Raw genomic sequence first — 21747 nt, 5'->3', positions numbered from 1 at the left:
GAGCCTCAGCGTAACCAGCGTGGTGGCCGTCCGTGGTTGACCATCAGTAGCCCGGCCAGTTCAGCCCATCCGGAGCGCGGGAAAGGACCTGACCGGCGGCCCCCGTTCAAACGGCCGATCCCTCCATGGCGTTAACTTGGCATTCAGGAGTCTCGACGCCACGCGAGAGATTCTCGGGCGCCATGCTCGCGAGAAAGCGCCATTTCCGATGAGGCCCTACACGGCGTGTAGGTTCTCAATGAAGTTGTCGGCGCTGAGCGCTCTGACCTGCGGCATAGCCGCAATTTCTCACTGACTTGTCGGCGGTTTCTTCTCACCGAGATGGCGCTTTCCTCGGCCCCCACCAACTTCGCGAGACCGTTTGGCGTTCGCGTTTCAGGTCTGTGGTGAGTGAGTACGGCGATCATGGTCCTGCGGCGGGGCGGGGACGTCGTACGTGTCGTCTAGGGTGCCGCGCATGCAGATCACAGACGAGGTTGCGGTCATCGTCCTCACCGACCGGCTTGGGCGGGTGTTGATGCAACAGCGCGGCTTCGATAAGCGTGTGGAGCCGGGACGGTGGGGGCCGCCGTGTGGGCTGGTCGAGCCCGGGGAGGACGCCTTGACCGCTGCTCACCGTGAGCTTCTGGAGGAGACCGGGCTGACCGCCACCCTTGAGCACTGCCGGGTGGTGGAGCAGGTCGTTGCCGGCGGAATCGGGGTGCGCTTCCACGTGTTCGAGGGCAGCACCGATGCCCGTCAGGAGGACGTCATTCTTGGCGAAGGGCTTGCGATGCTGTTCCTGACCCGTGCGGAGATCGCATCCAAGGAGCTGGTCAGCAACGCTCGGGCGTTGTTTGGCCAGGACATGACGCCGAATTTGCGCCGGGCCGTCCGTGCGATCGTGCTCGACGAGGACGACCGCATACTGTTATGCCGGTTCGCCCCTCCACACCCAGCAGTGCCGGATCAGGCGGACGGCGTGTGGGCGGCCCCAGGCGGCGGCATCGAGCCCGGCGAGGACCCGCTGACGGCCCTGCGTCGCGAACTTCGCGAGGAGACAGGTCTTACGGTCACCGTGGACCCACCGCACGTCTGGCACCAGGAAATCGCCGCCGCCGACCTCGTGCCCGGCCTCGGCGGCCTCATCAATGACTACTTCCTCATCCGCACGAGCCACTTCCAGCCCCGCGGCGAGCTCACCGACGACCAACTCGCCACCGAGGAGAACCTGGCCGCGTTCCGCTGGTGGACGCTCTCGGAGATCGTCAACTATGCCGGCCGTGAGCTGTTCTCGCCCCGCGACCTCGCCACACCGTTGACGGCGCTTCTCACCACCGGCACGCCGATGCATCCGGTCCACCTCGGCCTCTGACAAGCTTCGGCACCGACCACCAGGCGGGGGCGTGGCCGCAGACCGAAGCGCCACCCAGGATTGGACCCTTGGTTATGCCCCGCGAACGAGACAAGATTTTGCAAGGCTCCACATAGGACAGCCATCAAGCCCGGCCTCGGCGACCCCCACCCCGTCGGCGACCAGCAGCGCCAGGGATCATGCGCTCGCGTATGGGCGGGGTTGAGCCGATCGGTCGCCACATGAACGCCGCCTCGTGGCGCCGGTGCTACTGGCGCTGATTGGGGCGATTCCTTTTGTAGGGGCCGATTTCGGTCTGACGTTGGCTTGGGCGTAGCGGTTGAGCAGTTCCATCGACGCCACGCCGAAGGGTTTCTCACGGAAATGTCGCAAGCGACAACTCGGGCGACACGTCCATGAGAAAGCGACATCTTCAACGAGAAGCTACAGGCGGCTCACCCAAGATCGACTTCGCGTGCGCGCATGAAGGCGAACGGTTCGGTGGCGTTTGCGCTGGTGGGTGGGGTGCTGGTGTGGGTTTCGAAGTGTAGGTGGGGTCCGGTGGAGTTGCCGCTGGTGCCGACGGTGCCGATTTGTTGGCCGGTGGTGACGGGTTGGCCTTTGGCGACGAATGGTTGTCGGAGCATGTGGCAGTAGCGAGTGGATGTCTGGTCGGCGTGAGCGATCTCCACGAACCAGCCGCATCCGGGGGTGTCGATTGAGCCGTCGGTGTCGCAGTTCGGGGCGTCGCAGGTGGCGGTGATGACGATGCCGGCGGCAGCGGCGTAGATGGGGGTGCCTTTCGGGGCGGCGACGTCGACGCCGTCGTGGTCTGGTCGGTCGGGAGTACGGAAGCCGCTGGTGAAGGTGCCGTTGACGGGTTTGATCCATCCCGAGGCGGAGGGGGATCCGGGCGCGGTGCAGGTGAGTGTGCCGTCGGTGATGGCGTTGACGATGGCCGTGGCGAGGGGTTCGTGTTTGGCGTAGGCGTCGGGGAAGGCGCTGACCTGGACCTGTTGGGCGACGACCGTGAGGGGCATGGTTTCCCAGCCGCCGATCGTGCGCATCTTGCTGAAGAATTTGGTGGCGGAGATGGCGGGGGTCATGAGTTCCTGCACGGTGCCCCATCCGCCTTCGCCGTCCGGTGGTAGGGGGCGTTGTTGGAACAGGCCGACGCTGTCGTGGTCGGAGCCGACGCCCTCGTGCGGGAGGGTGAGTGACCTGGGCACGTTCGAGTTAGCCATGTTCTTGAGGTAGGACTCCTGCAGCGCGGTGGCGATGCCGATGACCGCTGCCCGGACGGGCAGTTTCATCTGGGTGGACGTGTCGTAGATGGTCTTGGCGTTAGCCAGAGCGGTCGGAGCGAGCGCTTTGAGTGCGGTCTGCGCGGGGCTTCCCTCGGTCACGGCGGGAAGACAACCCGCCGTGGATGCGACGGGGTCGAGGGCGCCGCTGCCGACCGCGGACACGGCGATGGCGAGCGCGAGGGCTATGGGGGTGATGGGTGTGAGCGCGAGCAGTTTCATCGTGCCCGCTGGGGGTGGGGCATAGCGGTACCTCGGGATCAGCCGAACAAGGGTGTTTGTGGTTGTTAATGGCAAGGTGTGGGTCCTGCTCCCACGGGCTGCGCGTTGTGTCGACGAAGATCAAGTTCTGGGTCGCCGTGTGTACCCATACATCCGAGTGCTCGTCCGTCCATGCGGGCTCGGGTGGTTCGCGTATCTCGATGGGGCGTCCGCGATGGCGGCGGCGCGAGCGTGCCGTTCGAGCGGGGGAGGGGATGGCGTTGTCGTCGAGCAGGCGTTCGTATCGGTGCCGCAGGTCGCGTGGTCGGGGTTCGGTGTCGTGCTGTGGGGGTGCGTGGTTGGCGTACAGCTTCTCCCCGGCGCGGAAAGTCGCCGGGCTGGAAGATCCGCATTCGGGAGAGTAACGACGGTATGCGAGTGGAGGCCAGAGGGAAACTGCTGGTCAGAGGTACATGTCACAGTCAGGAGGGTGGGCCCGGTGGGTCGTCCGTGACCTCGGGTAGCCCTTCCCGGCTCTGGGCGTAACGCGGCTGAGCCCAGATCGGCTCGAGGGCTTCGATGGACAGCTGGGCGGCTAACTGGGCGAGTTCACGAGCGCCGTGATCGCGTAGTTCGGTGACGCTCGCCCAGCTGTGTGTCGACACGATTCGTGATGACGCCGTCGCCGAAGTACGTCACGTTGACGCCGAACAGATGGGCGATCCAGCTGTGCTTGTCCAGACTCGGAGTGGGGCGCTTGCCGGTGCGGATCTGTTACGGATACCGGCGGGATGGCCCCTTTGTCGTGTGCGAGTTCCGCGATTTTCGCGGCTGGCTGTGCGGTAGCTGTAGGGCCGGATAGACCGTCCGTAAAGGATGGTCGAAGCGCCCGCGAGGGAGTTTGGCCCGTCGTTGTTGGTGGTTACCCCAGCGGTGCGCTCTCGACTTTTGATGTTCTGATTCGACATGTGTTGTTAACAATCTCTTACGTGACCCCTTGGTGTATGGCGCATGTCACTCTGCTGGAGACTTCCGTGCCGAAGGCAGGGGCTGTTTACAGTTCTCTCCGCTGTACACGCTTGGCTCGCTACCTCGGGTTGACCTGGGATAACACCACGCGACAGCGACACCCCCGCTCGCGAGGAGAAGAACCCCGTGCATCACCTTGCCTCCGCGTTGTCCGTTCTCGCGGACATACCCAATCCCGCCCCCGCTGACCCGACAGGTGGCAGCAACGGAGTCACGCTCCTGCTGTCCTATGTCAAATGGGGTGCGTTGATCGCCTGTGCCATCGCCGCGCTCGCCGCTGGCGGGATGATGGCTGTCGGCAAACTTTCCAATCGCCCCGACACGGCCGAGCGGGGTAAGAGCGCCTTCATTTGGTCGTTGGGGGGCGTGATCGCTACCGCGATCGCGATTCCTCTGGTCAACACCGTTTTCGGTGCGGCCGGATAGCCGTCAGCGTCATGAGCACGTTTTTGGATGAGACCCCCCGTCGGCGACGCGTAGCAGTGGTCATTTCCGTGGCGGTCGCAGTGGCTGTGGCGGCTGCGTTGCTCACCTGGACGCTGTCCCGCTCGACCATCGCGGCGTCAAAGGGCGTGGGCGCCTCACCGACCGTGGTATCGCCCGTCCAGCAGGTTCCGGCGGGTCCGGTGAGGCTGGTCAAGGGTGCGCGGACCGTGGATGGGATTTCGGTGGGTTACCCCCATTCGATGCAGGGTGCGGTGGTAGCGGGTACGGAGTACCTGACCCAGGTGCTGTCGAACCTTGACCCGCAGCGTGGCCGGCAGATCGCCTCGGTAATCGCGGACCCGTCGTTCGACGACGCCGAGGAGTACATGGCACAGGGACCGGTCAACCTCCGCCGTTCCCTCGGACTGCCGACCGCCGGCCCGGTCCCGTCGGGTGCGTCGATCACCTTCGGCCCCGCCGCCTACCAGGTGCGTGACGCCTCACCGGACACCGTGACGGTGCTGATCCTGGCCTACCTGACGACCACGTCCGGTGGTCAGGTCACGTCCGTGCTCGGGGCGTACCCCATCGAGTTGCACTGGGACGGCACCGACTGGAAAGCCCCCAAGCCGGGGGCGGCGAGCAGGGACACCGACTACACCAGTTTGGTCGCTCAGCCCAACACGCCTGACGCTGCCGCTAGGGGATGGCAGGCGCTCACGCCATGATCACAGCATGTGTCCCTCTGGGAAGTGACGTCAACGGCTGCAACCCCGGGGACATCATCGGCGGCATCGTCGGCGGTGTCGCGGGCAACGCGTGGGAGTCGGTCTGCAAATCGTTCGCCGACGCGGCGACGTCGCTGCTGAAAACGTTCGCGGACGCGTTTGTTGCCTTTCCGAACATCGACCTGATGAGCATCGACGGGCCGTACGCGATCTCGAAGTGGCTCGCGATGGGGATCGCGGCACTGCTGCTGCTGATCCAGATCATCCGGACCGCGGTCACCCAGGATGGTTCCGCCCTGGCCCAAGGGCTGGTCGGCACCGGCAAAGCGGTCCTGGCGTTCCTGGCCACGATGCTCGTCGCGAATGCGGCACTGATCGCCTCGGACGAGATCACCAAGGGCATCGTCGACAGATCCCTCGGCGGCAACGACGGACTGAAGGCCAAGCTGACCGTTCTCTTCCAGCTCACCAGCGTCAACGGCACCTCCGCCTCGCTGATGCTGATTCTGGCCCTGGTCGGGATCGCGCTCACGCTGGTGCTCTGGTTCGAGATGCTGCTGCGCAACGCCGCGATCGCGGTGCTGCTGGCGACTTCACCGATCGCGGCGGTCGGGCAGATCTCGGAGACAACGAAGAGTTGGTGGTCGAAGCTCTGCGCGGCGACGATCCAGCTGATCATCCTCAAGCCCGTGATCGCGATGGTGTTCGCGATCGGCTTCGGTATCTTCGGTGACCCGACCGACCCCACCCGGGCCACGGACCTCACCACACTCCTGACCGGGATGCTGATCCTGCTGCTCGCGGTCGTGGCCTGGCCGGTCATCGCCCGCTTCTTCACCTTCGCCACCGTGCAGGCCGCCGCAGGCGGCGGGATGGCCGGGCTACTCGGCTTCGCGGCCGGTCGCACCAACAGCGGCGGATCCCCGGTCGGGGTGAACCCGGCCCAGTTCAGCCAGGCCACCGAGGCCCGCACGATGGCCGCCGCCGGAACGGAGACCGGCGCGGCCGGAGCCACAGGGGCGACAGGAGCTGGTGCAACCGGCGCCGCTGCGAGCGGGGGGTCCGCCGCGGCTGGCGCCGGAGCGGCTGGGGCTGCCGGGGCGTTGGGAGCGGTCGCCCTGCCGATCGCGGTCGCCGCCGCTGGTATCGACATGGCCCAACGTGCCGTGAACTCCCTCGCCGGGCGGATGGAGCAGACCGCCGGGCACGCCGGAATCCACGGCGCGAATCCACACGCCAGGCCCGCTGGCTACCCGCAGTACGGGGGAAGTTGGACCGGTGCCGCCACTGGCGGTGGTTCCGGTGGCAGTCCGCAGCCGGCTCCGTCAATCGAAGCCGACCGCAGCAGTTCCGTGGCGGCCGATGTACAGCATCCCGTCGCGCCGGGAGCGATGCCGGAGACCCGGACCGAACCGGTGGCGGCGGACCCCGGACCGCCACCGGTCCCTCACCAGCCCACGTACACCAGCCCGATTGAGGAGGTCGGCAAGTGAGCACCAACTCCGACCACAGCACCCGCACCTACTTCGGGTGGCAGCACGAGAAGGTCGCGTTCCTGTTCGGGATGACACTCCAACGCGTCGTGATGGTCGCCGCAGCGGTACTCGCCGCGATCTGGCCCCTCGCGTCCGCGCGGATGCAGGCCGGCGTGGTCCTCTGGCCAGTCGCCGCGATCCTGACAGCGTTGGCCTTTCTCCGCCTGGGCGGACGCACCGTCGACGAGTGGGTCCTCGCCTTCACCTCCTACCACCTCGGCAGATCCCGCACCCGCCACCGATTCCTGTCCGCCGCCTTCGCCCCCGAGGCCACGGCGGACAAGACCGCGCCGAAACCGATGGACCTACCCGGCCTCCTCGCCCCGATCAAAATCATGGAAGGTAGAGGGCCAACCGGCGCACCCCTGGCAGTGGCCTACCACCGCCTGGACCGCACCTACACCGCGGTCGCCCGGGTGCGGTACTCCGGCATCAGCCTGGTCGACTCCAGCCGCCGCGACCAACGCGTCGCGAGCTGGGGGGCACTCCTCGCCCGGTTGTGCACCGAAGGGAACCCGATCATCCGGGTGCAGGCGTTGCAGCGGATCGTGCCGGAGTCCGGCGCCGCGCTGCGCCGCTGGCACGCCGACCACGTCGCCGACGGGGCACCACGGCAGGCGGTCGAGGTCACCTCGGGTCTACTGGCCGGCGCCACCCTCTCGACCAGCGGCAGGGAGGCGTATCTCGCGTTCACCATGGACGAGCGCCGCGCCTCCGGGGCGATCAAGGGCGCCGGTGGTGGAAGTGCCGCAGCCGCCGGCATCCTCACCCGTCACCTTCGCGCCCTGGGCGCGTCGATCGCCGGAGCGGATCTGCAAATCGAGTCCTGGCTCGGGCCGCGTGATCTCGCCGAGGTCATCCGGACCGCCTACGACCCGCACTCGGGGCGGCACCTGGCCGAGCGGCGCGCCAACGCGAGCGCCGTGAACGCCGACGGCCTGGCAGCCGGCGTAGACCCGGCGGTCGCTGGCCCGGCAGCTGCGGAAAGCAAACCGCACGCCTACGCCCACGACGGCGCCCATTCCGTGACGTACTGGATTCACGACTGGCCGCGTAACCAGGTGTACGCCACCGTCCTCGCGCCGCTGCTCGGTGAGGGTGTGCACCGCCGGTCGTTCTCCATGCACATCGAACCCCTTGGGCCTCGGGAGGCGTCTCGGAAGGTGATGGGGGAGCGGACCAAACGCTCTGTCGCCGTCGGGATGCGTCAACGGACCAAGCAGATCGTGCCCGAGCACGAACGGCAGGCGCTGGCCCGTGCGGAGGCGCAGGATGCCGAACTCGCCGCCGGCCACGGACTGGTCCGCTTCACCGGCTACGTGACGTTGACCGTCACCGACGCCGACCAGCTCGAAGACGCCTGCCTGGCCCTGGAAGCCGACGCCGCCGCGGCCCGGATCGAAATCCGCCGCATGTGGTACGCGCACGACGTCGGCTTCGTCATGGGCGCCCTCCCGCTCGGCTTCGGCCTACCGAAGAAGAGGTGGTAAACCGCCATGAACACCACACCCCGCAGTGCCTCCACCCCAACCGAATCCGAAGGGCGGTGAAGTGAATGCTGTTGCGGCGTAAGCGAGGCGACGACCTGCCCGTGGTGGACCTGGCCGACGTCCTCGGTCAACTGCCTCACCCGGCCGTCATCTCGGCCAGGGAAGCGGCACCGGAGCGGGTCCGGCCCGAGCCGACGCCACCGCGACGCGGCTGGGCCCGCCCGTTCGCCGGCCGGGCCGCCCGCGCTCCGCAGGTCCCGGTCTTCCGCAGCTCCACTGGCCAGATGCAGGGCCTCTACCCGTGGCTGTACGGGCAGACCATGCCCCCGACCGGCACCTATATCGGCATCGACACCCAATCCGGGGGCAGCTTTTCCTGCCACCCCATCGAGTGGCTGCGACTGGGGTTGATCACGAACCCCAACTTCCTGATCACCGGTGTCCCCGGGTCGGGTAAGTCGGCCACCATCAAGCTGCTCTGCTACCGGCTGATGGCCTACGGGGTCAAAGCGTTCGTTCTCGGCGACATCAAGAACGAATACGCCACCCTCGCCCGGCACCTCGGCGTCGAACCCATGGAACTCGGCCCCGGCCTCGGCAACCGGCTCAACCCCCTGGACAGCGGACCCCTGGGACGTAACCTGCCCGTCGACCCCGAACAGCTACGCGAGCGACTGGACGAAATCCACCGCCGCCGCATCACTTTGTTGTCATCGCTGCTGGTCATGCGCCTCGGCCGTGCCCTGTCACCGACGGAGGAAGCGGCCCTGTCCCTGGCGATCAAACACGCTTCCGGGGAGGCGACCGGTCACAGTGACCTGACCGACCCGACCATCCCCGCTGTCTGGGCACTGCTTCGTGACCCGCTGCCGGAGATGGCGACCGAACTGCGCATCCGCGGGGATGACACCGCGGAACTGCGGGAGATGATCCGACCCACGGCCGACGCTCTGGGCAACATGATCCACGGCTCTCTCAGCGGCCTGTTCGACGGACCCACCACGATCAACCTGGACTTCGACGCACCAATCCAGACCGTCGACCTGTCCCGGATCGACGGGCGCGGTGACGAAACCGTGGCAATGACCCTCGCGTGTGTGTCGTCCTGGGGACAGGCGGCGATCGACGAACCCGGCGGCCCGGTCCGCATGGTCATCCGCGACGAACTTTGGCGAGCCATGCGCGTCCCCGCCATGATCCGCAAAGTCGACTCCGACCTACGGCTGTCCCGCGCGCAGGGCACCCTGCAGATGCTCAGCACCCACCGGCTCGCCGACTTCGAAGCAGTCGGCGCCGCCGGCAGCGAAGAAGTCATGATCGCCAGCAACCTCATCGCCTCCTGCGACGTCCGGGTCTGCCTACGCCAAGACACCGCCCCCCTCGCCATGACCAAAGAGCAAATCGGGCTCACCGACACCGAATGCGCCCACATCGCCTCATGGTCCGGCGAACACGTCGGCCGAGCCCTGTGGAAAGTCGGACGGCAGCCCAGCCAAATCGTGCAGACAATCCTGACCGCCCAAGAGCGGCAGCTGTTCTACACCAACGAGCGGATGGCGGTGTAGCAGCGGATGGGATGGGCGGAGATTTGGTGCGAGCAATTGGTCATCGGCACGACACTGGCCGAGCGAACCCCGCCGGCTGAGGCCGCGCATCTGCATGCCGGGGACTTCGAGCATCCGATCGCCGGGCGGCTGTACACCGACATCCTGCGCGTGCAGGCGGCCCATCCCGGATGGGCTGCTGCTCAGGTCGCCGCTGATTGCGCCTCGCGGTTCGCCCATGGCGGGATCACCGCGAACCTCCTCGAAGAACTTGCCGCGACGGCCGGCAACACGGACCAGGCGGAGATCGCGATCGCCTACGAGGAGGTGGTGCGGTCGGGCAGCGAGACGGCGATCAGCCGCGAACTCCGCCAACTCGGACGACCGGGCGGCGAGGAGTCTCGGGTCCGCCGTGATGCGTACGCTCGTCTTGGCCTGGCCCTGAACCGCCGCGCGGAGATCCTCCGCCTTCGACCCGACCGTAACGACGACCTGACGTTGCTGCTGTTCGAGGCGTGGTCCGAGCGGCGGCCGGACACCCGCCGTCCGGCAGAGCCGACCAGGGACCGCGTCAGGGCCGAGGAGAGCCTCCTTGCCGGGCTCCTTCAGTACCCCGACATCGCCTGGGTGGTTACCGGGTGGCTGCCCGACCGGGTCTTCACGACCGAGTTCCGCCGCGACATCTACCAGGCGCTCAGCGAGGACTTCCTGCCCACTCCCACGAGCAGGACCCTGGGGCACGTCTACGCCGCGCTGCGCGAGGTACACGACGGCGGCTGCCAGCACGACACCCCCATCGCCCAGGAACGCACCCTGATTCAGCGGTACCTCACCTACCCGGTGACCTGCGATGCCGCCGTGAGGGCGGCGCGGGAGATCTACGCCGCGGACCTCGAACGCGCGTCGGGCAGAGCCGTAGACGAAGGGTCGAGATGAGCGGCAACACCACTCGGCTGCGAGGGGGCGGCCTGACCAGCGGATCGGACTACGCGATCATCGCGATCATCGGGGTCGCGGGGTTCGCGATGGTCGGCACCTGGCTGTCGGGACAGGTCGCCGGGCTCCTGTTCGAACTCACCTGGCCGGACGTGTCGATCGGCGACGCGTTCACCATCGCGGTCGCCCTGCCCAAACACCCGGCCGATCCGCGTCTGGCCTGGCCCGCGCACACCCAGGCACAGCTGCCCGGTCCGGTCGGGCTCTACACCGCGATGGCAGTGGTGCTCGCGACCATGGTCACCGTCGCGGTGCTGGTGGGCCGGCGGTGGGGCACGGACCGGCAGGCCAGGGGCATGGCATCCCGTCAGCAGCTGGCCAAGAACCTGTCAGCCGCCGCCGTCCTGCGCAAAGCGCCCCGACTCCGCCCCGGACTCACCGGGAAGCCGCAGCTGTCCGATGTCGCGGTGGAACTCGGGCTCGCCGGGCGGATGCCGTTGTACGCGAGCCTGGAATCGTCGGTGCTGGTCGTGGCCGCACCCCGCCAGGGCAAAACCTCCCAGGTCATCATCCCGTGGCTGCGCGGGTTCCCCGGTGCCGCCGTGGTCACCTCGGTCCGCCCCGACGTGCTGGAAGCCACGGCGACGTTGCGCGCCGGGACCGCGTGGGTGATGGAGCTGACCGGGGACCTCACCTGGCCACACCGGGTCACCTGGACCCCGATCGCCGGCTGCGAACGCTACGACATCGCCCGCAAACGCGCCGACGTCATGATCCAGGTCGGGAAACAGGACGGGGCCGACGCAACCAACGCCGGGTTCTTCGGCCTGACCGCCACGAATCTCATGGCCGCGTGGCTGCACACCGCCGCCCTCACCGGCAGAACCATGGCCGATGTCCTGGTCTGGTCGACCGATGACACCAACGACGAACCCGTCAAGCTCCTGCGCGACGTCTACGGGGCCCGCGACGGGGTGCTGCGAATGCTCGACGGGTTCTACCGCCAGCCAGCCACCACCCGTTCGAACCTCTGGACCACGGTGCAGACGGGCACCAGTTGCCTGTTCGGCGAGGCCGCCCACCAGGTGTTCAGCGGACCAACCTCGGACTCGTTCGACGTCGAGACGTTCCTCCGCTCGGGCACCGACACCATCTACCTGCTCGTCGACGAGAACCAGGCCGAAGCGCTCGCACCCCTGGTCACCGCGTTCGTGGACGAGATCACCACCACCGCGAAACGCCTCGCCCTGCGCGCACCCACCGGGCGGCTGGACCCACCGCTGGGCATGATCCTCGACGAGGTCACGAACGTCGTGCCGCTGCCCGATCTGCCGCAGCTCATGTCGTACGCGGCCGGTAGCGGGATCTTCGTCGCCGCCGTCCTGCAGAACCTCGCTGCCGCCGAACAACGCTGGGGAGCTGTCGGCCGCAAGATGCTGTGGGCCAACTCCACCATCAAGATCGCCCTCGGTGGCCTGGCCGGCGCGGACCTCGACGACTTCTCCCAACTGGCCGGCACCTACCGGGAGACCCTCCTGGTTCCTCAACGCAACGCCCACGGCGTCAGCGTCCAAGCCACCGTCGTCGACCGGAAAACGATGGCGCCCGAAGCCATCCGCGTCCTCGACGAAGAACACCGCGAGGCGTTGGTCATCCACGCCACCACCCCAGCCGTGAAGACCCGCATGGTCCGTCACTACGAAAGCCGCCACGCCAAGGACTACGCCCGAGCCACCCGAGACGCCCGCACCCTCATGGACCACACCCCGAAGGCAAACCGATGACCACCACACCCCACCGCGACACCGGCACAACGAGCCATCAAACGATGGCTGCGGGCCTCGACCCGCCCCGCCCGCTGATCCGCGAATGGCACACCATGACCCCCGACGAGCAGGCCGCCGAATGGAAGGCCCTCGTCGAATGGGTGATCTGGATCCACGACCTCTACGAATTGTCCCGGGAAGAACGCCTACCGCTGTGCTGGCCCCGGCACCCCGGCCTCGTCGAAGAACTCCGCAGCCTCAAAGCCTGGCGAAACGCCGTATACACCAGCCCGGATACCGCCGCAGCCGCTCACACCGCCCGGTCCTGGCATGGCGAACTACGCCAGACCATTGCCGCTACCGCCACCTTCTGGGCACCCACCTGCCGCGCCGGTCACAAAGACGCCACCGTGCTGGGCGAAGCACACCCGGACCTGGCCGAGCAGTGGCAGAAGGTCCGGCCACCCGTCATGGCGTCCGCACCCACCCCGCGACCGGTCACCGCCTCCGGTGACGAGATCAGTGACGCGGACATGACCACCGCTGTAGCGGCCGGTCACGCCGAGCCGCATAGCCGCAGCATGCCGTACTACGCCCGCCTCGACGGGACGTGGTGGACCCGCAGTACCGACGGCACCACCTGGCTGCGCTGCACCGACCCCACCCACCACGCCCACCTCGACGATACGAGCGCCCGTATGCGCGCCGCCGACACCGCCCGCGACCAGCTCGACCAGTAGTAAGGAAACGCCATGTCAGACCTGATCATGCGCGCCGAACAAGGCATCCTCGGCGCCCTGCTCGCCGACCGCGACCAGGCCCTCATCACCGAACACCTGAACACCGAGGACTTCGGCCACCCCGCCCACCAAGCCATCTACACGGCGATCCTCGACCTACAAACAGCCGGATACGCCACCGAACAAGTCACCGCCACCATCGTTGAGATGGTCGACCGGCCCGACGTCGACGCCGCCTGGCTACAAGCGCTCGCGATTAACGCACCAGGAAGCGATCGGCTCCGCGCCTACACCCAGATCGTCATCCAAGCCGCGTTCGACCGCGACATCGCCGACTTCGCGGACCCCTACCTCGATGCCGCCGCACTCGCCAGCAATCCCGAAGCCCGAGACAACCTGACCCGACTCGGACAGGCCCTCACCGTCCAGGCCGACACCTTCGCACCCGGCAGCACCATCGACCCGGACCGCAGCGTCCAGGTGACGTCGCTGACAACCGTGGCCACGGCCGTCGAACTGCACCGGGAAGACGCGGTCATCGCCGATCTGGTGCAACACCCCGAACAAGCCCGCGCGGTGGCCGGATGGCTCACACCAGAGGTCTTCACCACCGAGCAACGCCGCCTCACCTACGAATTCGCGGTCTCCATCGCCTACGACAACGACCCCATCGACGCCGTCATCCTCGCCTGGCACGTCCAGCGCGCCCGCGACATCAACAACATGTACGACCACGAAACGCGACTCCCGGACCCGCGTAACGAGTCCGAGTACGCCTACCTCACACGCCTGGAAGTCACCACCGTCGCCGTCGGCACCGCGGTCATGGTCGGGCATCAACTGGTCTTCGAACACGTGACCGCCACGCTCGCCCTCAGCGCCACCACCGCAGCCGAACACGCCATCCAAGCCACACCCGCACAGCGCGGCGAGCATCACATCGGATTAGAGCCACCAACCACGCCAACTCCCACTGTCGACGTCCGCCGCATCGAGCTGTGAAGGGAGAGCGAGCCATGAACGAGATCACGAACCCGATGACCACCGCTCCCAGCGACGTCGACCCCGACCGCACACCGCGTTCCATCGACCACGCCCAGATGCGCCTGTACCAGGAGCAGCGCCTCGTTACCCTGCTATCGACCCGCGACCGGTACCGGATGATCGTCCGCTACGACAGCACCTGGTGGATCGGCGACCGCGACGGCTTCACCGAGATCACCAGCACCGCCCAGACGGCGAAGCTCGATCGATGGCATGAGCGGCTCAACAACGGAGCCCTCTGGTCCTGAGGGGGTACAGACCGGCCCGTGAAGGAGGCCCCGGCCGCGGCAGGCGGTTGCTGTGGTGCTTTGGCTACTGGTCGTCTGGTCCAACCCAGAACAGACCCCGGTCGGCACCGTCTTCGGTGTATTCGCGCACGATGAGCCAGCCGGGCCCGTCATCGGGAGGGCGGAATCCGAGCGACAGCGCGTGCGCGGTCAGTGCGGGGGTATCGAGGATGTGTGCCCGCTCCTGGAGGTCCGCCACGGCGGTTTCCTCGCCTTGTACGGGGTGCTCGTCAGCTTCGATCATCGGCGATCCCTTCCCCGGTTCCATCGAACAGCCAGACCCGTACGCCCCCGTTGGGGCGTACCTGGTACACGGTCAACCTATAGCCTGCCGGCAGTGTGGCCTTGATGTTCTGGGTGCAGCCGTCCTCGCCGAGGCAGGGCCTCATGTTCGTGTAGAGCACGGCGTGCCGGATGCGATGCCGGCGCATGTGCGCGGTGGCGTTGGACTCGATGTGGGTGATGAACCGAAGCGATGGCAGCGGAGCGGCGAGACCCGTACCGGCGCCGGTGTCCCCCGGCCCGGCCAACGGCGTCAACGGCCGCCCCTCGGTGTCGTACAACCGTCCCGCAGCGACATCACGCCCGACATGCGGTCGAATCTCGTCGACGGCCGACTTCTGCGGCCGGGTCTGTGCCACAGCGGGCCCGACCGAGGCGGTGGCCTCGCCACCAGCGGCGGCGACTGTTGTACCAGTGATGAGGTCGACGTAGGCCGCGACCGCCGCCTCGGCGCCACCGGCAAGCTGCGCCCCCTCACGTAACCGCCGCGCCCCAGCAGCGAGGCGGGCCAGGGCCATCTGCGCGTAAGGGTTGGTAGACGTGCCGATCATTGCGGTCAGCCGGCGGGTGGTCTCATCGAGCTGGACGGCAAGGCTCAAGGCGCTCTGCCGCTGCTGGTGGAGGTCGACGCGGACCGCGTTGAGCCGCGCCACGACCTCGGCGACCAACGACAACGCCTCACCTCCGCCGCCCGGCCTGCACGCTATCGAGAACCGCAGATGTCGGGCAAGAGCCGCCAGCAAGGTCCCGGGCCGGACGCGGGACGCCCTCAACAGATGCCCGGCGTTGTTTCAGGCGAGACGCCGTCGCTGGCAGCTCCTCCTCGGGGAGGTATGGCGTCGCGGCCTGAAGACGATGGCCGCCGGGTACCGGACGGCGCACCCGAACGTCAGGCCGGAGGATCTACTCGCTGTCGTCCCGGCATCGATTTGCTATACGGCCAGCTCGGTCTACCCGTACGAGGACCTGGTTCTCGGACAGGCGCTGCTGCCCGAGCAACTGCAGGCATACGCCAGGGATCGGCAGGAGGCACTGCTTGCCGTCATGGAGAACGCCACCGCGGCGACGGACGCCCTGCGTGAGGGAATCGAGACCTCATGAGGCAACGCGCCCGTAGCCAAAAGACTGCTGACATGGGCAACAGCTTGGTGCCCGCCATCACCCCTGGCCCGGAGGTGATGTGGCCGTGATCCAGCGTCGACGAGCCGCGGCGGTGATCGTACGGGGAGATCGGCTGTTGATGGTGCGGGAGCGCGGCCGCGGTCCTTCTGGCCGACACGATGGTCAGGAATACTGGACGTTGCCAGGCGGGGGGATAGCCGCCGGTGAGACAGCCGAGGACGCGGTCCGGCGCGAAGTGGTCGAGGAGGTTGGTCTTCGGCCGCTGGCCGTTCGGTATCTGCTCGACGTGCCGTACCCGTCGGGGCTGACGTCCTGCTTCGCCGTGCAGGTGGCCGACGGTGAGCCGACCCTGGGCAACGACAAACTCCGCTGCGACTGCCCGGTCATGGTTGGCTTGGACTGGGTGCCCCTGCTGCAGCTCCAAACCGAGACTCCGGGGCTGCCCATCCCGACGATGATCGTCGTTTGGGACCCATCGATACGATAGTCGTCCGTGACAGCACCCGTCGCCGGTCACTCTCGCGGACAAGCGCCTATATCAGGGCTTCCACGCTTTCGACGATCTCGCGCGGGGAGGGCATCCGCTCGATCTCGGCGCGTACCCGTTGTCGTACGGCCGCGACCCACCACACGGTGATGTCCGACGCCGAGGCGATCCATCACTGTGGTGGACACCGGACCCGTACGCGCCGCAGCGGTCGTTCGTCAGAGCCCGTGAAGCGTGCGCCACAACCGCCGGTCGGTGCGTTGCCACAGGCTCTGGGTGCGATGGTCGTACCGCCGCCGAGCCCGAGGGTAAGCCTCAGAAGACCTCGCGGGGGATGTTCCCGACGACGCTTCAGCTCGACCACCTGGTAAGCGGTGACGCTCTGGGCGTAGTCGCTTGAGGGCCTGATCGCGCTCCCTTATCGTTGCTGTTGGCGGCCACCTGGCCCTGTCGTGGAAGTCGCTTGCTGTGGTCGGCGAACTCGATCTTCGGTAGGGAGTTGCCCTGCTGGTGCTCTTGCCACGAACGGGGATGTCGGCTGGGGCCCGTCCTGCTTGACGGGGCGTTCGCCTACGGGCTACCGGCCCTGTCTGTCAACTCGTCCCGAGGTCAGGTCGGCCATCCCATGAGGAATTCGGCTCAGGTTCGCGGATGATCTTGACCGACATGTCGCTGTGGAGCCGGTAGCCGACACCGCGCAACGTCGACACCACCGGGAGGTCAACTCCGATCTTGGAGCGTAGCCGGCGGACGTGGACATCTATGGTGCGGTGGCTGGTGTATGGGTCATCCCAAACCTGTTGCAGTAGTTGGGCGCGGGTGAACACGCGTCGTGGTTGTTCGGCGAGGTGCAGCAAGAGGTCGTACTCGCGTCTGGTCAGCCTGATCTCGGTTGTCTGCCGAAAGACGGTGCGAGCCGCAGGGACCATCCAGAGGGATGGTGCGGTAGTTGGAGTAGGAATCTTGGCCTGTTGCTCGGCCTCGCTCAGCTCTTGTAGCAGTCGAATGACGTGGGCGGTGTTCGGGTCGATCGGCCCCGGTCCGAGCCGAAGCTCGACGGAGATCCAGAGCGGTCCCGTGTTGATCGATGAAGGTTGATCGGCATGGTCTGGGTGGCTTGGGCTGGAGGGCTGAGACTGCACCAGGCTATAATGACAACCGTTTTCAACTTAGTCGAGGGGATGTGATGTCGGTGCCGTCACCGATCCCGCGGCGGCGCTGCTGTCCCTCTTGGCTATTCGTCGCCTGGAGGCTCTTGCCTGTTGCGTCTGCGGGGGCCGCGCCGGCATGCCAGCGCGCTTCGTCGGTGGTGTCTGTCTGGATCGCCGAGACGCTCGGTGCGCATCTCTACCCGCTTCGAGAGCGGTCACAGGCGGTGGCCGGGGTGGGGTGGCTTCGCTGCGTGCCCAGGTTATCCGCTTCGGCTGGCAATCCTAGGTAACGATGGTGGCTACCCGGATCGAGGCGGAAATGCGGTCTGCGGGTCTGACGCAGACCCCGCGTAGGCGGGCCATCCTGGTCCTCCTGGCCCAGTGTCAGCGTCCGATGACAGCCCAAGCGATACATCACGCTGTGGTGACCGCAGGGGAGCGGGTGGGCCTGACCACCATCTATCGGGCCCTGCATCGTCTGACCGAGGCGGGACTCCTGCACGCCTTCGACACCGATGATGGGCGGGGCTACCGGTACTGCGGTGGTAGACCGCACCAGCATCTGGTCTGTGACCGCTGCGGTCGGGTCACCGAGTGTCCGCCGGACGTGGTAGCCCTCTGGCTGAGCCAGCTACGGGAACAGACCGGCTTCAGTCCAAACGCCGAACGACTTGATCTTCATGGTGTCTGCGCGTCATGCCGCAGCCATCGCGGAGCGTAGGGCCAGCCGCCCACGAGGGGACCCAAGTGCCTGGGCCTCCGCAAAGGCGCCCTTGCTATACGATGCGAAAACCGTTTTCATTGCAAGGTGAGTGGCGCGTGCGGTGTGCGTCCGTCCTATAAGGACGAGGGGGATCGGCGGCGAATGGTGGCATCTTCGGGCAGATGGAATATTTCCTGGTGGCGGTGCTTCGGGTGAGAGCCTCGCGAGCGCGCCTAACGGCTGCGGTTTTGGTGCTCGTCATGCTCTCGGGTTGCAGTGCTCCGGTGGCGCTCAGTGACTCCGATCGGCGGCTCCAGGTCATGACCACCACTGGGATCCTGGCGGATCTGGTACGCAATGTCGGAGGCGACCGCGTCGTCGTTGACTCGGTGGTCCCGGACAATGCGGACGCGCACGTGTATGAGCCGACGTTGCGGGACGTGCGCAACATTGTCTACGCCGACCTTGCCTTCAGTAACTATCTCCTGCTTGAAGCCCAGAACGTCATCAAGACCCTCGATGCGAATCTACGGGCGGGGGTGCCGAGCATCTCGTTGGCCGAGGGCGCGTCGAAGTACGCTGCGGAGATCATCCCACTGGTCGAGGACGTGTCGCTGGACACGATCTGGCTGGGTCTGCGAGTACAGGGGACCGGCGCCGAGTATCAGGCCAACCGGTCGTCGGATGTGCTGCTCTCGGCGACCGATGTCAGCGGACCGGGCGAGCTGGTGGCGTATCTGACCGAGTCGTTCGGCAACCCCGATTTCTACATCAACTCCACCGACGGGTTCGACGCGACGAACGGGTTCCGGGATGACACCGCGACCCTGCCTCCAGACGCGCACACCCACATGAGTTGGGCGTTCACCAAGCCGGGTGTGTACCGGCTGTCTCTCAAGGCGCAGCTGCGAGTCGCGCACGACGCCAGGCCAATCGACCTCGGGAACCAGACGTTCACCTTCGCGGTGGGCGTGGACCCGCACTCGATCAGCGGCATGGCGGCGCCGACCGTGTTGAGCGCCGGGCACGCGGACCTCGCGATCGACATGGACAGCCGGCGGTTCTCCATCTACGCGGATCCACACGGCGGCGGCGATGTCCACCAAGAGGTGTACGACCCCGCCACGACGGTTATCGAGGTGCCGAACAAAGCCCTGAAGGAAGTGCCCTCGGGCACGGGCTACCGGTTCCTGGGGCGTCCGGGCGAGCGGGTACACCAGCTTCCCCAGGCCGTACTGGGTCGGCATGTGCACGGCGAGATAGACCCACATCTGTGGCAGGACGTGGGGAACGCCCAGGCCTATGTTGAGCTGATCCGCGACAGCCTCACCGAGGCGGACCCTCAGGGTGCGTCGGAGTACCGACGTAATGCCGAGCGGTACCTCGCGGACCTGGCCGCGCTCGATGCCTACATGTCGGAGACCATCGCGTCGATTCCGCCAGCCAACCGGTACCTCGTCACCACTCACGACGCGTTCGCTTACCTGGCCCACGCGTACGACATACCGGTCGCCGGGTTCGTGACCCCCAACCCAGCGACGGAGCCCAGCCTCGCGGATCGGGTGAAGCTCACCGAGACGATCAGAAACCTGAGGGTGCGGGCGGTCTTCCTGGAGCCGAACCTCAAGGCACGATCATCCACCCTGGTCGAGGTGGCGAAGGAGCAGGGAGTCGCCGTCTGTGCGATCTACGGCGATGCCTTCGACGACACCGTCCGTAGTTACGTTCAGATGATGCGCTTCAACGCCGACTCGCTGAAGAAATGCTTGGCCCGATGAGGACGATAGGTATCCCGATGACACGTATTAGCGGCGAGGCTTGGTTGGGCCGGCGGCTCCGAGCGGTCGCCGGCACCGCCGTGGCGATGGCCCTGACCTTGACGGCAACCCCCGGCTGGGCGAGTGAACCGACAGGGCGACACCCACTGATCGCCCCGGCGCCGACCGCGCCCGGCACGGACGACGCACTGGACCAGCGTGTCGACGCTGAGCAGTCGGAGGTTTCGGGCCGGGCCGTCCTCGATTCGGGGCACGTCGACATAGGGCCGCGTTATCGGGACGGGCAATGGTCGATTCAGATTCATGACGACACGGTCGTGCCGTCGGTGTGGCGACACCTGCCGGACGTGGTATTTCAGGTGCCGGACGCCGCCGTCCAGAAGGTTCCCGACGACCCGAACTACACCTTCCTCGGGCAGAACCCCGGCACACCCGTCTACGTTGTCCCGCAGACCCAGAACCGGGACGTTGTGTGGATTGGCTGGAACACCCAGGACCCGGGGACCATGGAGGCGATTCAGCGCGGCGTCACGATGAACCTGCTCGGCGTTCAGGGACCCGGCGACGTCATCGTCTATTTGCAGTCGGGAAATCTCGGCGCGCCCGAGGTGCTGTGGAATTCCACCAAGCCCTACCCACAGCCGCTCTGGGTGGAGACGAACACCCATACCCATGCCAACTGGATCTTCTCCGAACCCGGTGTGTACCTCGCCGTGATCGAGATATCCGCCGATCTGATCGATGGCGGGAAGGTGTCGAGCCAGGGCACGCTGCGGTTTTCGGTCGGGGACCAGACAAGCACCGAGCAGGCATTCACCGCCGCGTACGCGGGCCCGACTCCACCACCGGGTGGTTCGCCAGCCGCGGCTGGCCAGGACGGCCCTGCGTCGAGGTCGGGGACGAGTTCCGACGGTACGAGTACCGCGCTGCTGACGGCGCTGATTGTCCTCGTCGCTGTGCTGCTGGTGGGCGGACTGATTTGGTCTGCGGTACGGGGCGCCGCCGCCCGTCGACGTGCGGAGACAGAACGCGAAGCCGCCGTCGCGGGCGACGGGGCGGCCCGGGCCGGCGGCCGGGAGGGCCAACGGTGACCAGCGCTCTGCACGTGGAAAACCTCAGCGTCGAACTCGGGGGCAGACTCGCGTTACGCGAGGTCAGCCTCACCATCGACTCGGGCGAACTGGTCGGGCTGGTCGGACCGAACGGCGCGGGCAAGACCACCCTGCTGCGCTCCGTCCTCGGGCTGCTCCGGCCTCGCGGCGGCCGGGTCCTGGTGGCCGGCAAGCCGACGAGGTTGGGTGGTTCACCGGTGGGCTATGTGCCACAGCGGCACGAGTTCACCTGGGACTTTCCCATCTCGGTCGAAAACGCGGTGATGACCGGACGGGTACGTCAGGTCGGCCTGTTTCGGCGACCGGGTGTCCCGGACTGGCACGCCGTGGGCGAGGCCCTTGAGCGGGTTCGTCTCACTGACCTGCGGCGTCGCCCCGTCGGAGAGCTGTCCGGTGGGCAACGTCAACGCGTCCTCGTCGCACGCGCACTGGCTCTGCGCCCGAACGTACTGCTGCTGGACGAGCCGTTCACCGGCTTGGACATGCCGACCCAGGAACTGCTCAGTGACCTGTTCGTCGTCCTCGCCAAGGAGAGTGCCGTCCTCATGGCCACCCATGATCTGGTCGCGGCGGTGCACAGCTGCGACCGGCTCGTGCTGCTCAACCAGACGGTCGTCGCCGCCGGCACACCCGAACAGTTGCGCGACCGCCAGATATGGATGGACACCTTCCAGGTGAGCGAGCACAACCCGCTGTTGAAGAGCCTCGGTCTGACCGAGCGTGCGCCGGCCGAAGCCGTTGGGGCGTGA

21 protein-coding genes are annotated in these 21747 nt (G+C 67.0%); 17 read left to right on the top strand and 4 right to left on the bottom strand.

What is annotated here, in order from left to right; translation table 11 throughout:
• Positions 1–457 precede the first annotated feature (457 nt).
• Positions 458–1354, top strand: coding sequence for an NUDIX domain-containing protein (locus BDK92_RS41150; protein ID WP_246017017.1), 897 nt, complete (start codon positions 458–460; stop codon positions 1352–1354).
• Positions 1355–1788: 434 nt separating this feature from the next.
• On the opposite strand, the gene BDK92_RS13365 is transcribed toward BDK92_RS41150, so the two are convergent.
• Positions 1789–2859: a M23 family metallopeptidase gene (locus tag BDK92_RS13365; protein WP_121157007.1), complete on the bottom strand. Its 1071-nt coding sequence runs from the start codon at positions 2857–2859 to the stop codon at positions 1789–1791.
• Between the two features lie 1134 nt (positions 2860–3993).
• Here BDK92_RS13365 and BDK92_RS13360 point away from each other — a divergent pair.
• The 10 genes from BDK92_RS13360 to BDK92_RS13315 all read left to right on the top strand — a co-directional run bounded on the left by BDK92_RS13360 (position 3994) and on the right by BDK92_RS13315 (position 14324).
• Positions 3994–4293 carry a hypothetical protein gene (locus BDK92_RS13360; RefSeq protein WP_121157006.1) on the top strand — a complete coding sequence of 100 codons (300 nt, stop codon included), beginning with the start codon at positions 3994–3996 and terminating at the stop codon, positions 4291–4293.
• Between the two features lie 11 nt (positions 4294–4304).
• Complete coding sequence (locus tag BDK92_RS13355) at positions 4305–5021, top strand: DUF8175 domain-containg protein (RefSeq protein ID WP_484198555.1); 717 nt, start codon at positions 4305–4307, stop codon at positions 5019–5021.
• Complete coding sequence (locus tag BDK92_RS39000) at positions 5018–6514, top strand: hypothetical protein (protein WP_170208575.1); 1497 nt, start codon at positions 5018–5020, stop codon at positions 6512–6514. The genes BDK92_RS13355 and BDK92_RS39000 overlap by 4 nt, the downstream gene beginning before the upstream one ends.
• Positions 6511–8046, top strand: a complete 1536-nt coding sequence (locus BDK92_RS13345) for an SCO6880 family protein (RefSeq protein WP_121157004.1) — start codon at positions 6511–6513, stop codon at positions 8044–8046. Before BDK92_RS39000 ends, BDK92_RS13345 begins: the two co-directional genes overlap by 4 nt.
• Positions 8047–8111: 65 nt before the next feature.
• Positions 8112–9611: a VirB4 family type IV secretion system protein gene (locus BDK92_RS13340; RefSeq protein ID WP_211349201.1), complete on the top strand. Its 1500-nt coding sequence runs from the start codon at positions 8112–8114 to the stop codon at positions 9609–9611.
• Positions 9612–9617: 6 nt separating this feature from the next.
• On the top strand, positions 9618–10526 hold the full coding sequence (locus BDK92_RS13335) for a hypothetical protein (RefSeq protein ID WP_121157003.1): 909 nt from the start codon (positions 9618–9620) through the stop codon (positions 10524–10526).
• Entirely contained in the window at positions 10523–12310 is a 1788-nt protein-coding gene (locus tag BDK92_RS13330) for a type IV secretory system conjugative DNA transfer family protein (RefSeq protein WP_121157002.1), read from the top strand. Before BDK92_RS13335 ends, BDK92_RS13330 begins: the two co-directional genes overlap by 4 nt.
• A 44-nt stretch (positions 12311–12354) precedes the next feature.
• Positions 12355–13032 (top strand): hypothetical protein, encoded by a 678-nt coding sequence (locus BDK92_RS13325; protein WP_121157001.1) that lies wholly within the window; start codon positions 12355–12357, stop codon positions 13030–13032.
• A 12-nt stretch (positions 13033–13044) separates the two neighbouring features.
• Positions 13045–14034 (top strand): DnaB-like helicase N-terminal domain-containing protein, encoded by a 990-nt coding sequence (locus BDK92_RS13320; RefSeq protein WP_121157000.1) that lies wholly within the window; start codon positions 13045–13047, stop codon positions 14032–14034.
• Between the two features lie 14 nt (positions 14035–14048).
• A complete protein-coding gene (locus BDK92_RS13315; RefSeq protein ID WP_121156999.1) occupies positions 14049–14324 on the top strand; it encodes a hypothetical protein in 276 nt (91 codons plus the stop codon).
• A 64-nt stretch (positions 14325–14388) separates the two neighbouring features.
• On the opposite strand, the gene BDK92_RS40285 is transcribed toward BDK92_RS13315, so the two are convergent.
• Positions 14389–14607 (bottom strand): hypothetical protein, encoded by a 219-nt coding sequence (locus BDK92_RS40285; protein WP_246017016.1) that lies wholly within the window; start codon positions 14605–14607, stop codon positions 14389–14391.
• A complete protein-coding gene (locus BDK92_RS40280) occupies positions 14594–15319 on the bottom strand; it encodes a DddA-like double-stranded DNA deaminase toxin (RefSeq protein ID WP_246017015.1) in 726 nt (241 codons plus the stop codon). The genes BDK92_RS40285 and BDK92_RS40280 overlap by 14 nt, the downstream gene beginning before the upstream one ends.
• Positions 15320–15431: 112 nt before the next feature.
• On the opposite strand from BDK92_RS40280, the gene BDK92_RS13305 reads away from it, so the two are divergent.
• Positions 15432–15746, top strand: coding sequence for a hypothetical protein (locus tag BDK92_RS13305; RefSeq protein ID WP_147456985.1), 315 nt, complete (start codon positions 15432–15434; stop codon positions 15744–15746).
• Between the two features lie 85 nt (positions 15747–15831).
• A complete protein-coding gene (locus BDK92_RS13300; protein ID WP_121162084.1) occupies positions 15832–16254 on the top strand; it encodes an NUDIX domain-containing protein in 423 nt (140 codons plus the stop codon).
• A gap of 593 nt (positions 16255–16847) precedes the next feature.
• Here BDK92_RS13300 and BDK92_RS40275 read toward each other — a convergent pair.
• Positions 16848–17396, bottom strand: coding sequence for a winged helix-turn-helix domain-containing protein (locus BDK92_RS40275; RefSeq protein ID WP_246017014.1), 549 nt, complete (start codon positions 17394–17396; stop codon positions 16848–16850).
• Between the two features lie 301 nt (positions 17397–17697).
• Between BDK92_RS40275 and BDK92_RS13290 the strand changes: the two genes are divergently transcribed.
• From BDK92_RS13290 to BDK92_RS13275, 4 genes are all read left to right on the top strand, one after another.
• The gene (locus tag BDK92_RS13290; RefSeq protein WP_121156996.1) at positions 17698–18126 is read left to right on the top strand and encodes a Fur family transcriptional regulator; all 429 of its coding nucleotides are present in this window, start codon (positions 17698–17700) and stop codon (positions 18124–18126) included.
• A 242-nt stretch (positions 18127–18368) separates the two neighbouring features.
• A complete protein-coding gene (locus tag BDK92_RS13285; protein WP_246017514.1) occupies positions 18369–19886 on the top strand; it encodes an anchored repeat ABC transporter, substrate-binding protein in 1518 nt (505 codons plus the stop codon).
• A complete protein-coding gene (locus tag BDK92_RS13280; RefSeq protein ID WP_246017012.1) occupies positions 19883–20977 on the top strand; it encodes a choice-of-anchor M domain-containing protein in 1095 nt (364 codons plus the stop codon). The genes BDK92_RS13285 and BDK92_RS13280 overlap by 4 nt, the downstream gene beginning before the upstream one ends.
• Entirely contained in the window at positions 20974–21747 is a 774-nt protein-coding gene (locus BDK92_RS13275; RefSeq protein ID WP_246017010.1) for an anchored repeat-type ABC transporter ATP-binding subunit, read from the top strand. The genes BDK92_RS13280 and BDK92_RS13275 overlap by 4 nt, the downstream gene beginning before the upstream one ends.

Origin of the sequence: Micromonospora pisi (assembly GCF_003633685.1) — a bacterium.
GTDB classification, from domain to species: Bacteria; Actinomycetota; Actinomycetes; order Mycobacteriales; family Micromonosporaceae; genus Micromonospora_G; species Micromonospora_G pisi.
Note: the sequence above shows the minus strand (reverse complement) of the source record. Positions and strands in the feature narration are given on the sequence as shown.